The 13,095-nt window shown below is 27.4% G+C and carries 20 protein-coding genes; all 20 read left to right on the top strand.

Annotated features, from left to right (window positions below):
- Positions 1–107 precede the first annotated feature (107 nt).
- Entirely contained in the window at positions 108–779 is a 672-nt protein-coding gene (locus ACTHUW_RS06190) for a hypothetical protein (protein ID WP_442198619.1), read from the top strand.
- A 43-nt stretch (positions 780–822) separates the two neighbouring features.
- Positions 823–1,143 (top strand): hypothetical protein, encoded by a 321-nt coding sequence (locus tag ACTHUW_RS06185; protein WP_442198620.1) that lies wholly within the window; start codon positions 823–825, stop codon positions 1,141–1,143.
- A gap of 164 nt (positions 1,144–1,307) precedes the next feature.
- Complete coding sequence (locus ACTHUW_RS06180) at positions 1,308–1,526, top strand: helix-turn-helix transcriptional regulator (RefSeq protein WP_442199481.1); 219 nt, start codon at positions 1,308–1,310, stop codon at positions 1,524–1,526.
- A complete protein-coding gene (locus tag ACTHUW_RS06175) occupies positions 1,513–1,956 on the top strand; it encodes a hypothetical protein (protein ID WP_442199482.1) in 444 nt (147 codons plus the stop codon). Before ACTHUW_RS06180 ends, ACTHUW_RS06175 begins: the two co-directional genes overlap by 14 nt.
- A 30-nt stretch (positions 1,957–1,986) precedes the next feature.
- The gene (locus tag ACTHUW_RS06170) at positions 1,987–2,409 is read left to right on the top strand and encodes a hypothetical protein (RefSeq protein ID WP_442210474.1); all 423 of its coding nucleotides are present in this window, start codon (positions 1,987–1,989) and stop codon (positions 2,407–2,409) included.
- A gap of 473 nt (positions 2,410–2,882) precedes the next feature.
- Positions 2,883–3,443 (top strand): hypothetical protein, encoded by a 561-nt coding sequence (locus ACTHUW_RS06165; RefSeq protein WP_442212809.1) that lies wholly within the window; start codon positions 2,883–2,885, stop codon positions 3,441–3,443.
- On the top strand, positions 3,440–3,706 hold the full coding sequence (locus tag ACTHUW_RS06160; protein ID WP_442212807.1) for a hypothetical protein: 267 nt from the start codon (positions 3,440–3,442) through the stop codon (positions 3,704–3,706). The genes ACTHUW_RS06165 and ACTHUW_RS06160 overlap by 4 nt, the downstream gene beginning before the upstream one ends.
- Before the next feature lie 15 nt (positions 3,707–3,721).
- Positions 3,722–4,294, top strand: a complete 573-nt coding sequence (locus ACTHUW_RS06155; protein ID WP_442212805.1) for an NUDIX hydrolase — start codon at positions 3,722–3,724, stop codon at positions 4,292–4,294.
- Positions 4,295–4,297: 3 nt separating this feature from the next.
- Positions 4,298–4,639 carry a DUF6054 family protein gene (locus tag ACTHUW_RS06150; RefSeq protein ID WP_442199486.1) on the top strand — a complete coding sequence of 114 codons (342 nt, stop codon included), beginning with the start codon at positions 4,298–4,300 and terminating at the stop codon, positions 4,637–4,639.
- 89 nt (positions 4,640–4,728) lie between these two features.
- Positions 4,729–5,160 carry an N-acetyltransferase gene (locus ACTHUW_RS06145; protein WP_442199487.1) on the top strand — a complete coding sequence of 144 codons (432 nt, stop codon included), beginning with the start codon at positions 4,729–4,731 and terminating at the stop codon, positions 5,158–5,160.
- A gap of 135 nt (positions 5,161–5,295) precedes the next feature.
- Positions 5,296–5,544, top strand: coding sequence for a hypothetical protein (locus ACTHUW_RS06140; protein WP_442198628.1), 249 nt, complete (start codon positions 5,296–5,298; stop codon positions 5,542–5,544).
- Positions 5,545–5,608: 64 nt separating this feature from the next.
- Positions 5,609–6,016: a hypothetical protein gene (locus ACTHUW_RS06135; protein ID WP_442212803.1), complete on the top strand. Its 408-nt coding sequence runs from the start codon at positions 5,609–5,611 to the stop codon at positions 6,014–6,016.
- A gap of 24 nt (positions 6,017–6,040) precedes the next feature.
- A complete protein-coding gene (locus ACTHUW_RS06130) occupies positions 6,041–6,385 on the top strand; it encodes a DsrE family protein (RefSeq protein ID WP_442212801.1) in 345 nt (114 codons plus the stop codon).
- Positions 6,386–6,495: 110 nt separating this feature from the next.
- Complete coding sequence (locus ACTHUW_RS06125) at positions 6,496–7,200, top strand: YhfC family glutamic-type intramembrane protease (protein ID WP_442198558.1); 705 nt, start codon at positions 6,496–6,498, stop codon at positions 7,198–7,200.
- Entirely contained in the window at positions 7,201–7,656 is a 456-nt protein-coding gene (locus ACTHUW_RS06120) for a DUF3887 domain-containing protein (RefSeq protein ID WP_442198559.1), read from the top strand.
- Between the two features lie 31 nt (positions 7,657–7,687).
- A complete protein-coding gene (locus tag ACTHUW_RS06115; RefSeq protein ID WP_442212799.1) occupies positions 7,688–8,326 on the top strand; it encodes a GntR family transcriptional regulator in 639 nt (212 codons plus the stop codon).
- A 169-nt stretch (positions 8,327–8,495) separates the two neighbouring features.
- The gene (locus ACTHUW_RS06110) at positions 8,496–8,873 is read left to right on the top strand and encodes a GrdX family protein (RefSeq protein ID WP_442210976.1); all 378 of its coding nucleotides are present in this window, start codon (positions 8,496–8,498) and stop codon (positions 8,871–8,873) included.
- Between the two features lie 21 nt (positions 8,874–8,894).
- Positions 8,895–10,181 carry a glycine/sarcosine/betaine reductase component B subunit gene (locus tag ACTHUW_RS06105; RefSeq protein WP_442198561.1) on the top strand — a complete coding sequence of 429 codons (1,287 nt, stop codon included), beginning with the start codon at positions 8,895–8,897 and terminating at the stop codon, positions 10,179–10,181.
- Positions 10,182–10,201: 20 nt separating this feature from the next.
- Entirely contained in the window at positions 10,202–11,512 is a 1,311-nt protein-coding gene (locus ACTHUW_RS06100) for a glycine/betaine/sarcosine/D-proline family reductase selenoprotein B (RefSeq protein WP_442212796.1), read from the top strand.
- Positions 11,513–11,606: 94 nt separating this feature from the next.
- Positions 11,607–12,977, top strand: coding sequence for a sodium-dependent transporter (locus ACTHUW_RS06095; RefSeq protein WP_442212794.1), 1,371 nt, complete (start codon positions 11,607–11,609; stop codon positions 12,975–12,977).
- The last annotated feature ends 118 nt before the right edge of the window (positions 12,978–13,095 follow it).

Genomic DNA, 13,095 nt, shown 5'->3' with positions numbered 1-13,095 from the left:
TGAAGATTAAGTAGCTATTGATATTTTTAGTATAAGGCTACTACATATTAGTATAATTATGGCCAAGCAATGATTCTTTAACTCTATATATTATAAGGAGGGACAAAATGAATAAAGTTATAGCAATAAAAACACTTAAAATTATATTTTTTGTAATATTAATATTTTTTATAGTGTTAGCGGGGATTATATTCTATATAGATCGTGCAATTAGACCCACTCCAGAAGATGAGAGAAATATATCTGAAACTAATGTAAAAATAGAAGTAGATATTAATGATAAAAGTGAAACTAGAAATCCTATTATCAGAACTTACCAAGAAGATGAATATAGGAAATTTAGTGAAAATAAAATTGAAAAAATAATGGATACAATTTCTGGTAATGTAGAAGGTGATATCCCAGCAGTTCATCTTAAAGGTGATAATGACATTATATATATAACTTTTATTAAAGATGAGAAAAGGGTAGAAACAGATAGTATACCGGAGATAGAAATAGAAGTTCCAGAAGAATCAGCAGATACTGCTCCTTATACTACTGAAAATAATAAAATTATAAAAGATAAATTAGAAAAAACAGAGAAAAGATATAGCTATAAGATAAAGACATATAAAACTCAATATGAAAAGTATTTTTTGTATTATAATATTATTAGAATTCATTATGAAATAGATGGAGAAAAGTATATCTCTATGTTTGGTCTAAATGCTTCTAACACAAATGATGGGACAAATTTTTTTGATAATGAAGATTTAGAACAGCCCAAGAATCCATAAGTTTAATAGAAATTATATTTCATAGAAACAGAGGTGAAACCAATTGACAGAAACATTAAAAATGAAAATATTAGATATTCAGCCCTCCCAGTTATTTATATCTGAGGATAAATTAAAAGAAGTTTCTAAATGGTTAAATCATAATACTCTTAAAAAATATAAACCTATACCAATTAAAAAATTAAATGGAAGAATAATTTTTACGGATGGTCATACTAGGGCATTTGCACTATATAAAATTGGTGTTGAATTAATAAATATCTCTAAATTGGAAGAAAGAATAATTACAAAAGAAGACTATGAAATATTGTGGATAAATAGATGTAAAGACTTGCAAAATGATTTAGATAAAAAAGATAATTAGATAATTAAAGGAGGAGAAACCATGAATAATCATGGCTTCTCCTTTTTCTATATTTTAAAGTTTTTAAGCTAAAAATATTTTTTTGTAAAGGGACCTTGACAAAAATAAAAGGAATTGATAATATAATTGTAAAGGTAACTTGGCAAAAGAGAGGATGATTATATTTGGATAATATAGTTGAAAAACTAAGGAAAGATAAGGGTTTAAATCAGGGAGACTTTGCAAAGATACTGAGAGTCTCAAGACAGACAATTAGTGCCATAGAAAATGGTAAGTATAATCCCTCTTTAGATTTAGCTTTTAAGATATCAGACTTTTTTGAGTTAAACATTGAGCAAATATTTTTCCCAAATAAAGGAGGAAATAGTGATGAAGAAGGATAATTTGTATATTGGATTAGTTTATATTCTAATAGGTGTAATAAGTTCATTTTTTACTATTAGAATTGATAGTTCTTTAGGTTCTATGTTATTTAGTATTTCAATTGGAGGAGTTATAGGGGGTATAAGTATAGTTTTAAAATACTTATATTGGTCATCTCCTAAAAGAAGAGATGAGTATAAGAAAAAATTAGAAGAAGAACAGATAAATCTTAAAGATGAACTGAAAGAAAACTTAAGAAATCGTTCAGGTCGTATTGCATATAATATAACTTTAATTATTATTGGAATTTCTATAATAGTATTTGGAATGCTTGGTGCTTTAGATGTAATAGATTCAGATTTATTGGTTATTTATCTAGGAATTCTCTTAGTATTTATGTATGTAATTGGAATTGTTATATTTAAAAAACTACTTAAAGAATATAAATAGTAAAAGCATTATGCCTAGGGAGGTAATAAAATGGAAAAAAATAAAAGGAGTTTAATTTTCACTTTAGCAGGAGCATTATTAGCGGTAATTGGAATTTTTTTAGGGCAATATTCACAAGGCATTGTATTAGTTTTACTTAATATTTGTATAGGTTTAGGGGCAGTTTTATTTGGCCGTGGCATTAGTAATATTATGATTGAAAAGACACTTAAAAACAAACCAAATATTAAAGAACAAATTGAAATTGATGAAAATGATGAAAGAAATATCATGATAGCTAATAGAGCAAAAGCTAAAACATATGATATGTTGATATTTGTGTTTCCAGGATTAACTGCATTCCTTGGATTAATGGAAGTTGATTTAAGAGTTATTTTTATTTTTGTTTTTGCATTTATATTTAGTCTAATTTATGGAATATATTTTCGTTTCAAATATGATAAAGAGATGTAAATTAATAATAGGTTATAACACTGATATAGTTACAAAAACGCTATGAAAAGGTGGAAGAAAAAGAAGTGAATCTTGTGCTTTATTCTGGTAATTTAAAGCGAGGTGGAATTATTAAAGTTTTTGTTAGATTTATTAGAATTTTTTTAATTATTATATCATATTTATTGTTGATTTTTAGTATATTTGCTTTAATGTCAGGGTTAAGGATAAAAGGATCTGAGCTTTTACCAATATTTTTTTCAAGTATTTTAAATTTATTTATATTATTAATTTATCTACGCTTAGGAGAGTTATATATTAAAAATTCAAAGGTATCAAAAAATAGAATAATTAAAATATTATCTAAAATAGGTTTTGGAGGAAATATATTATTGCTTATATATTCTATATTGATTATTATTGGATTTGGAATTATACCTTAGTTAGGGGTAGAATAGAAGTAGGGCTTGCTAGAATAGAAGGAGATAGATAAAATGCTTGAGACACTTAGTTATATCGGAGAAAAACTTAATAATTCAAATATAAGATGGGCAGTAGGTGCTTCAGTACTTTTAAATCAATTTGGACTTATCGATAAACCAAATGACATAGATATTTTTGTAGATATAAAGGATATTCACAAAGCAGATGAAATACTAAAAGGTATTGGTAAAAAGAAAAAATGGGAAAAAACTGATATATATTCAACTAAATATTTTTATGAGTATATAATAGATGGTACTGATATTGATGTAATGGCAGGATTTGCAATTAAGCATAAAAGTGGAGTATTTGAATATGATTTTAATGGTAATTCTATATCTGAATTTAGAATTATTAATGGAGTTAATATTCCTTTTACTTCTTTAGAAGATTGGTACGTAATATATAATCTGATTCCAAATAGAGAATACAAATCAGAACTAATAGAAAAACAACTTCTTTTAAAAGGTATTAAAAACCCAAATCTATTACAAAGAGCATTAAAAGGAAGGTTGACAGTAGAGACGAGAGAGAAAATTGAGAATATATTATCTAAGGAGGCGGAAAATTGAAAACTAAAATCATACCCAAATTAACATTAATAATAGGCATAGTTTTATTAATTATAGCTTTTATAATTCCCTATGATAGTTTAGAAAACTTAGTAGGGCAAGGTCCTAGACCTATAGGAATTGTAAGTATATTTATCAATCCTATTTTAGGAGTAATAGGAAGTATTTTTAGTATATATAAAAGACAATGGTTGTTCCTATTATTAAATATTATTTTAATATTTAGCTTTTATGTAATTATAGCAATGTTTGGCTTTGTATAAAGGAGAAGAGAAATTATGAACTACATTGAAGAAATAAGAAAATATAATCCACTTAATGAACAAGAATTAAATGATAAAAAAGTTATATTGGACTATATAGATAAATTCTGTGATAATATACTGACTAGGGAAAATGAAATAGCTCATATGACAAGTTCAGGATTAATATTAAATAAGTCTTTGGATAAAGCACTGATGATTTATCATAATATTTATAAAACTTGGGCTTGGACTGGTGGTCATGCAGATGGTGATAGAGAAATGTTGAAAATTGCAATAAAAGAAGCTAAAGAAGAAACAGGAATTTCTAAAGTTTTACCTTTGACAGATACAATAGCCTCTATTGACATAATACCAGTATATGGACATGTTAAAAGAGGAAAATATGTATCTTCTCATTTACATTTAAATATTTCTTATATATTAATAGCAGATGAAAATGAAAAATTGATATTAAATGAAGCTGAAACTAGTGATGTAGGATGGATTAAAATTTCTGAATTAGATAAGTATTCGGATGAACCTTACTTAATTGAAATTTATAATAAAATTATAAATAAAGCAAGGATCATTAATATAGGGGGTTAAATCATGGCAAAATATCAAGAAAATATTATAGGGAACTTTGACGAAGTTGTTAATCATTTAGAGAATGATATTAATAATAGTGGAATAACTATGAATTTGGTTGATGAAAGTAACTATAGTTTTAAAGATACAAATGTAGCAGTTAGGGTTTACGATAAATATTTTATGAGAAATGGAAATAGGGCAAGTTTAAGTGTTACTATAGTAGGTCATGAAAATAATATTTTTATTTCAGCAATTGGAGCTGGAGGTGGGCAAGGCATTATATTTAATTTTAGCCTAGGAGCAGAGGATGATATGGTATATGTAGTAAAAGAAAGTATAGAAAGAATGAAAGAATTCTAAATCGATAATTCTGTCATCCTAAGCAAAGTGAAGAATCTTAGTTGTAGAATTATGTGCAACAAAACATTGTAAAATAAGGGGAAGAACTAATGATAAAAGAATTAGATATATTAAAAATAGATGATGTAATGAAAATTTGGATTGAAGAGAATATTAAAGCACATGACTTTATTTCGGAAGAATACTGGAAAAGCAATTATGATTATGTTAAGAATGTTTTACCCGATTCAACTGTCTTTGTTTATGAAGAAAATAATGAAATCAAGGGATTTATAGGAGTTATGGAAAAGTCATATATTGCAGGACTATTTGTTTCAAACAAGTATCATTCTAATGGAATAGGAGAAAAATTACTTAATGTATGCAAGAAAGAATATCCAACTTTGAGATTAAATGTTTATGCTAAAAATTTAAAGGCAGTAAAATTTTATAAAAAACATGAATTTAAAATATATGAAGAAAAGAAAGATAATAAAATCGGGGAAATTGAATATTCAATGATATGGAATTTATCAATATAAACTAATTTCATTTTCATATTGTTATTGAATAAAATATAATTTCTAAATATGTGTAAAAAATGATAGTAACAATTTTGTCATAGTATACAGAGGAATACGGTTAAGTAAAGAAATATTTTAAAAGGAGCTTTGACAATGAAAGCATTAATAACAGATGAATATAATCAAGGTGCTCCGATAATTGATGGACCTGAAGAAATCATTAAAAGGCTTAAAGAGTATTTGCTAGAATTTGATAAATACAAAAATACAAAATGTTGGGGAACGGAAGAATTTGTTAATTATTTAAATGAAGTTGTTCTAATAAATAATGATGAAAAGATAAAGATTATTGAAATTTGGACTTATAAATATGATGAAAATCTACCAGCTTTAGAGATTTAGTAAATATTAAATGGTAAAGAAAAAATAATAAACAGATATAATAGAATACTAGAGGAGATATAATATGGATAATATGAAAGTTATTAAAATCAATACTATACTATTTTTTGTTGGTTGGACATTTATCATGCTTTTAGGGGCAGACTTTCCACCACCATTTGGATTTATATGGTTAATATTGCTAATTTTAATTTTAGACTTGATTCAATATAAATACTTGCATTTTTTCTTACCCCAATTGGCTAAAAGAAAGAAACATTTATTTGGAATTAATTTAGCTTTCTTTACAATTGGTGGCATAGTAGTATCCATATTTACATTAGGTATCACATATAAAGCTACCATAGAAATGGGTATGTCTAATATCATAATTTGGATTGCTGTAGTTACTATAGTAGCTGCTATTTATGGGATTTGTTTTTGGTTTTTCAATTTTTTATTGACAAAGAAATATATTAATACATCTTTTTAGGGTATAAACTTCTAAAAGGAGTTGATGTATGTGAATGATAAATTAGTTATAATATGGACTAGCGGGGACAGGGAAGTAGCTTTAAACATGGTATTTATGTATGCTTTAAATGCTAAAATTCATAAATGGTGGAAGGATTTAACTTTAATAATTTGGGGACCATCTTCAAAATTATTAAGTGAAGATGAAGAATTACAAGACTATATTTCAAAAATGAAAGAAGAAGGTATTGATATAGTTGCATGTAAGGCATGTTCAAATAACTATGGCGTTACAGAAAAACTAGAAGACTTAGATATAGATGTTAAATATATGGGAGAGCCATTAACTAATTATTTAAAAGAAGATTATAAAACTATCACTTTTTAAAAGTGATAGTTTTTTTGTGATATAATAATAAAAGATTTTATTTGCAAATTTAAACAAAACATATTAATATGATATAATATTAATACTCTAAGAAAGAAAAGAGGTGTGATATGGATTTAATTAAACATATTTCAATAATTATAACTATCATTTTAACAGCAATTTTACCAATAATATTTTTAATGTTTTTATTTAAAAAAGAGAAGAAAACTATTATTTGGGCTATAATAGGAATATTGACATTTTTCATAGTGCAAATATCAATTCGAATACCAATACTAAATTATTTGACTTTAAGACCGTGGTTTATAGTAAATATTTCTTCAAAAACTTATATATATGCTATAATTTTAGCTTTAAGTGCAGCTTTATTTGAAGAAGGTGGTAGATTTTTATCTTTTAAATTCATCTTAAGGGGAAATATTACTTGGTTTAAAGGAATTGCCTTTGGAATAGGTCATGGAGCAATGGAAGCATTTTATTTTGTAGGATTGCCTTATATAAAAATATATTATGAATTTTTTAATGGTAATAATTTATTAAGTAATATATCAGCAGAAAATATAATTTTAGCAGGAACAGAGAGAACCTTAGCAATAATCATACATATTGCTTTATCTTTAATTGTATTATATAGTGTTAAAAAGAAAGAATATAAATATTTATTATATGCATTTATTATACATACTCTAATTAATTTACCTATTATAATTATCAAAAACAAAATATTTATATGGTCTTATTTAATTATTTGGACACTTATGCTTTTAAATATAATATTTAAATACAAGAAAAAAATGAAAGAGGTTTTTTAGATGAAAAATATTATTATAGTATTAATAATTCTATCTTTTACTTTCCTTATCTCATGTAATAATGACAATGAAAACAAAGAAAATTCAGCTAAAACTCCTGAACAAAGCATACAAGATTGGACAGATCCTAAGGTCGAAAATATTTTAATTTCTATGAATAAAGAAGATTATGATTCTTTTAGTAAGGATCTTAGTGATAATATGAAAAATCAATTAAACAAGGAATTATTTAATGAACAATTATTACCCATATTTGATTTGATTGGAGAATATATAAAAGATACAAAAAAATTATTAACTACAGAAGCATTAGAAAAAGACAACATGAAGCTGATATATAGTGCTGATTATTCTAATGAATCAAAGGAAGTTATTATAACAATGGTTTTTAATAAAAACAGTAAAGATGTTGAAGGTTTGTTTATTAGTTCTGAAAAGATACAAAAAATGAAATAAAACTTAAGCTTAGTATAAGGAGAAATGTCAAATGCAAGAAAAACTTGATTCTGATCAAATATATAAAACATTAAAAAAAAGGATTATTAAATTAGAATATGATCCTGGTGAGGTACTAAATGAAATAGATATTGCAGATGAATTTAATGTAAGTAGGACACCTATTAGAAAAGTTTTTCAGTTGCTTATGCAAGATAAGCTGTTAAATATCATACCTAGAGTTGGTGCTCAAGTTTCAGCTATAGACTTTATGGAAATGAAATCTATATTTGAGATTACTAGAGAATTAGATCCTTTTGCAGCCTCTCTTACAGTAGAAAGGATTGATAAAGAATCTATACAAGAGCTTGAAGAAATAATTGACAGATTGAAAGAATATGATATTAGTATAAATTATCAAGAAGCTATAAATGATGATGAAAGATTTCATGAAATAATATTTGAAAGTTGTGGTAATCCTTGGCTTAAAGACATATTAAAAAGCTTACATTATCATACTGAAAGGTTATGGCATTATTGTGAAAAGTATTTTGATAAAATTAATCTATTTTCTGAAACCTTAGAAAATGTCTTAGATGCAATAAAGGAAAATGACAAAGAAAAAGCTAAAAAATATACTAAAGAGCATATAGATGCTTTTGTAGATAAAATAAAAAAAGAATTATTATAAAAAACACTTTATAGAATGTGCATTTGGCACAGCTATAAAGTGTTTTTTATTTTAAAGATGAAATTTAGATAAAAGTTTAACTAAATACTATTGAAATACAATTGAAATACATGTATAATATCATTAAAGAGTTAATATTATTTTAATATAAGAAAAGGAGTGATATTATCTGAATTATTTTATAGTTACAAATAATCCAAAAGTAAAAGAAGAATTCAAAAACATGGAATTTATAGAAGGATCCTTTTTAGATGTACTAATAAAGGTTAGGGATTTGGTATATAGAGGACATGAGCTGATAACACATCCACTAGGAGCAAGTATTAGAATGATTTATTCACCTTATCGTTCAATAATTATAGGAAGAAAAAATGATATAGATAGTTTTCATATTGAAACTATAGAAAATAGTATTTTAAATTATAAAAAAAATATGGAGGTGAGAAAGCCAGATAATAAAAACAAAAATGACTATGCATTGATTGATAGTGAATTATTAAAGTCAGGACTAGAAGAACATTTAGAGAATGAAAAAATATGTATTTAAAAATATTTGGAGGTGATTTTTGTGAAACTTGAATTAAGAAAAATGCATGTTAAAGATATAAAATTAGGGGATGAAACTAATTTTAAAGATGGAGTACTCACAGTAAGTGAAAAAGGACTTATCAATAAACTAAAAGAAGATGAAAGAGTTAAAGAAGTGAGTTTAGCTATAGCACGTCCAGGAGAAAAGGTAAGAATAATTCCTGTAAAAGATGTAATAGAACCTAGAGTGAAAATAGAAGGTGAAGGAAATGGTTTTCCTGGGGTTACAACAAAAATGGCACAATTAGGTAGTGGCAAGGTTAATGTATTAGATGGAGCAGCTATAGTAACGGTAGGTGATATAGTAGGTTTTCAAGAAGGTATAATTGATATGTGGGGAGAAGGAGCAAAATGGACGCCATTTTCTAAAACATATAATTTAGTAGTAGATATTACCCCTATTGATGATTTAGAGCCTCATAGCCATGAAGATACTATTAGAATTGCAGGACTTAGTGCAGCTGAATATGTTGGAGAAGCTGCAAGAGAAAGTGAGCCAGATGAAGTTTTAACATATGAGTTAGAAAGTCATGCTAAAGAAACTGAAAAATATCCTAATTTACCAAAAGTAGCTTATGTTGAAATGTTAATTTCACAAGGATTACTACATGATGGATATATATATGGAGTTAATAGCCAAAAAATACTTCCTACATTACTTCACCCAAATGAAGAATTAGATGGAGCTGTAATAAGTGGAAACTGTGTTGCTGCATGTGATAAGATAACCACTTATCAGCATCAAAACAATTCTACTATATTGGATTTATATAAAGAACATGGTAAAACTATCAATTTCCTTGGAGTTATACTTACTCCAGAATTAACTACACTTAATGGTAAATTTAGGACATGTGATTATACAAGTAAATTATGTGAGACTATTGGAGCAGATGGAGTTATAGTATCAGAAGAAGGATATGGTAATCCAGATTCAGATTTACTTATGATTTGTAAATCATTAGAAGATAAAGGAATTAAAACTGTTTTAATAACTGATGAATGTTCAGGTTGGAAGGGAGATAGCCAACCATTAGCCGATACTAAAAAGGAAGCAGTAGCTGTAATTTCTACTGGAAATGTAAGTCATTTAGTACATCTGCCAGCTGCTGAAAAAGTATTAGGTAATAAAGAAGCAATAACAACACTTGCAGGTGGTTGGGAAGGCTCACTTAAAGAGGATGGTAGCATAGATTGTGAGTTAAACGCTATAATAGGATCAACATCAGAAATCGGATATCATAATTTAACAGTAGAATTATACTAATAATTGAAAGGAGGATTAAAATGACGGAGAAATTCAAAGTACTATATTATGTAAATCAATTTTTTGGCCAAGTAGGTGGTGAAGATAAAGCTTCCATGGAAGCTGAATTTAAAAGAGAAGCTATAGGTCCTGCAATGGGTTTTGAAAAGCTTATAAAAGATGAAGGTGAAGTTGTAGGTACTATTATATGTGGGGATAATTACTTCAATGAAAATACTGAAAAAGCTTTAGAATATATTAGAAAAATAGTAAAAGAAGAAAAACCTGATATTGTAGTAGCTGGACCTGCTTTTAATGCTGGTAGATATGGAATGGCATGTGCAGGTGTATGTAATACTGTGAAAGATGAATTTAATATACCAGCTGTTACTGGAATGTATGAAGAAAATCCAGGGGTAGATTTAACTAAATCTAAGGCTATAGTAATTCAAACAAAAGACTCAGCTGGAGATATGAGAAAAGCACTTCCTAAAATGGCAAATATAACAAAGAAATTGGCTAAGGGTGAAGAGTTAAATAAACCTGAAGAAGAAGGTTATATACCACAAGGGAGACGAGTAACAAAAGTTACTGATAAAAGAGGCTCAAAAAGAGCAGTTGAAATGCTTCTTAAAAGATTAAATGGAGAAAAATTTGAAACTGAATTACCAATGCCTGTATTTGATACAGTTGAACCAGCAGCTCCTATAAAAGATTTATCAAAAGCTACTATAGCTTTAGTTACTACTGGAGGTATAGTACCACTTGGAAACCCTGATCATATTCAATCAGCAAGTGCTAGAGAATGGGGAAAATATGATGTATCAAAAATAGATTCACTTAAAAATGAATATTGCACTATTCATGGAGGATATGATCCTGTATATGCAAACGAAATACCTGATAGAGTTGCTCCTTTAGATATGTTAAAAGAATATGAAAAAGAAGGTGTTATAGGAGATGTATTTAAATACTTCTATACAACTACAGGTACAGGAACATCTGTAGGAAACTCTATAAAGTTCGGAGTAGAAATAGGAAAAGAATTAAAAGAAAATGGAGTAGATGGTGTTATAGTTACATCTACCTGAGGTACCTGTACACGTTGCGGTGCAACGATGGTAAAAGAAATAGAAAGATATGGAATTCCTGTTGTTCACATGGCTACAATAACTACTATATGTGAATCTGTAGGAGCTAATAGGATAGTACCTACTATAGCAATTCCTTATCCGGTAGGTAATCCAGATTTAGCTAGTGATGGAGAATTTAAATTAAGGAAAAAAATGATCAAAAGAGCTTTAGAAGCCTTATCTACACAAGTAGATGGTATAACTAAATTTGAAGCTTAAATAATTAAAGGGAACAGTTGCTGTTCCCTTTAATTATCTATATATCTATATTTACCACATGATTTGTTAAAAATAAATCAAGGAGTGATTGTTTATGGAAATGAAAGACAATACATCTGGCAAGGGTGAAAAAAGAGAAAACTGGGGATCCAGATTTGGTTTTATAATGTCTACTGCAGGATTTGCCATAGGACTTGGAAATATTTGGAGGTTCCCATATTTAGTAGGACAAAATGGTGGTGGAGCATTTGTAATGGTATATTTGATAATTTGTATTATCATTGGAATACCACTTTTTACTATGGAAATGAGTTTAGGTAGGAAAACTCAGCTAAGCCCTGTAAAGGGAATGAGAAAACTAACTAAAAAGGGAAGTCCGTGGACACTTTTTGGTTGGTTTGGAGTATTATCAGCATTTGTTATTTTAACATATTATATACAAATTATAGGTTGGATATTAGCATATTTATATAAAATGATAACAGGACAGTTAAGTGGACTTTCATCAGATGCATATAATGCTACATTTACAGAATTTACATCTAATCCACTTATGGTTGCAGGCTTTACTTTAGTTTGTATAATAATAATAGGTATTATATCCGCTAGAGGCCTTGAAAAAGGAATAGAAAAGGCATGTAAAATTATGATGCCAGCATTATTTATAATGCTTATAGTACTAGCTATAAGATCTATTACTCTTCCTGGCGCTATGGAAGGCTTTAAATGGTATTTAAATGTAGATTTTTCTAAAATAAATGGAGATACAATTTTAACTGCACTTGGTCAAACATTTTTTTCTATAGGGATTGCAAGTGGTGGAGCATTTGTATATGGTTCATATCTTGATAATAAAAGTGACATACCAACTGATGGAGTACTTGTTATAGCTTTTGATGTAATAGCAGCTTTAATAGCTGGTACAGTAATGTTTCCTGCTATATTTGCTCTAGGTTTACAACCAGATCAAGGACCATCTTTATTGTTTGTTACAATGTCAAATCTATTTGACAAGATACCTTTTAGTGGTTTATTTGGGTCTATGTTCTTTTTACTATTAATTTTTGCCTCTCTCTCATCCGCATTAGGATATTTAGAGCCTATAGTAATGACAGGAAAGGAAGTATTTAATTTAGATAGAAAAAAATCAGTTTGGATATCTTTAGCACTTATATTTATAGTAGGAATTCCAACTATAATGGCAAAAGGACCGTGGTCAGACATACTTATAGGAGATAAAAATTTCTTTGATTTTGCTGATTATTTATCAGGAAATATACTTATGCCACTTGGCGCTTTAACACTTGCTTTGTATACGCTATTTAAATGGAAATTTGAAAACTATAAAGAAGATACTAATATAGGTTCAAGTAGTGGATTTAAAGTATATGATTGGTGGGCTGTTGCAGTAAAATACATTATACCAGTAGCATTAGTAATTATATTTATAACAGGAATATTTTAAATAAACTAAAAATTCAATATTTTAATATTAAAACAGGGTCAAAACTTTGATCCTGTTTTTTTACTTACTGGATATACCTGCAAGAAAGCTCCTACTTTCAAGTATGGAGATGAATTGC

It is taken from the genome of Senegalia sp. (in: firmicutes) (assembly GCF_052088025.1).
In the GTDB taxonomy this organism is placed as follows: Bacteria; Bacillota; Clostridia; order Tissierellales; family SIT17; genus Anaeromonas.
This window is presented reverse-complemented; position numbering and strand designations above follow the sequence as displayed.

What these genes read in the sequence shown, in the direction of transcription:
- ACTHUW_RS06120 (WP_442198559.1), top strand. Translation starts at nt 7,201, where the DNA reads ATGAAAAATATTATTATAGTATTAATAATTCTATCTTTTACTTTCCTT.
- ACTHUW_RS06115 (WP_442212799.1), top strand. Translation starts at nt 7,688, where the DNA reads ATGCAAGAAAAACTTGATTCTGATCAAATATATAAAACATTAAAAAAA.
- ACTHUW_RS06165 (WP_442212809.1), top strand. Translation starts at nt 2,883, where the DNA reads ATGCTTGAGACACTTAGTTATATCGGAGAAAAACTTAATAATTCAAAT.
- ACTHUW_RS06170 (WP_442210474.1), top strand. Translation starts at nt 1,987, where the DNA reads ATGGAAAAAAATAAAAGGAGTTTAATTTTCACTTTAGCAGGAGCATTA.
- ACTHUW_RS06145 (WP_442199487.1), top strand. Translation starts at nt 4,729, where the DNA reads ATGATAAAAGAATTAGATATATTAAAAATAGATGATGTAATGAAAATT.
- ACTHUW_RS06190 (WP_442198619.1), top strand. Translation starts at nt 108, where the DNA reads ATGAATAAAGTTATAGCAATAAAAACACTTAAAATTATATTTTTTGTA.
- ACTHUW_RS06135 (WP_442212803.1), top strand. Translation starts at nt 5,609, where the DNA reads ATGGATAATATGAAAGTTATTAAAATCAATACTATACTATTTTTTGTT.
- ACTHUW_RS06130 (WP_442212801.1), top strand. Translation starts at nt 6,041, where the DNA reads ATGTATGTGAATGATAAATTAGTTATAATATGGACTAGCGGGGACAGG.
- ACTHUW_RS06175 (WP_442199482.1), top strand. Translation starts at nt 1,513, where the DNA reads ATGAAGAAGGATAATTTGTATATTGGATTAGTTTATATTCTAATAGGT.
- ACTHUW_RS06125 (WP_442198558.1), top strand. Translation starts at nt 6,496, where the DNA reads ATGGATTTAATTAAACATATTTCAATAATTATAACTATCATTTTAACA.
- ACTHUW_RS06140 (WP_442198628.1), top strand. Translation starts at nt 5,296, where the DNA reads ATGAAAGCATTAATAACAGATGAATATAATCAAGGTGCTCCGATAATT.
- ACTHUW_RS06155 (WP_442212805.1), top strand. Translation starts at nt 3,722, where the DNA reads ATGAACTACATTGAAGAAATAAGAAAATATAATCCACTTAATGAACAA.
- ACTHUW_RS06150 (WP_442199486.1), top strand. Translation starts at nt 4,298, where the DNA reads ATGGCAAAATATCAAGAAAATATTATAGGGAACTTTGACGAAGTTGTT.
- ACTHUW_RS06095 (WP_442212794.1), top strand. Translation starts at nt 11,607, where the DNA reads ATGGAAATGAAAGACAATACATCTGGCAAGGGTGAAAAAAGAGAAAAC.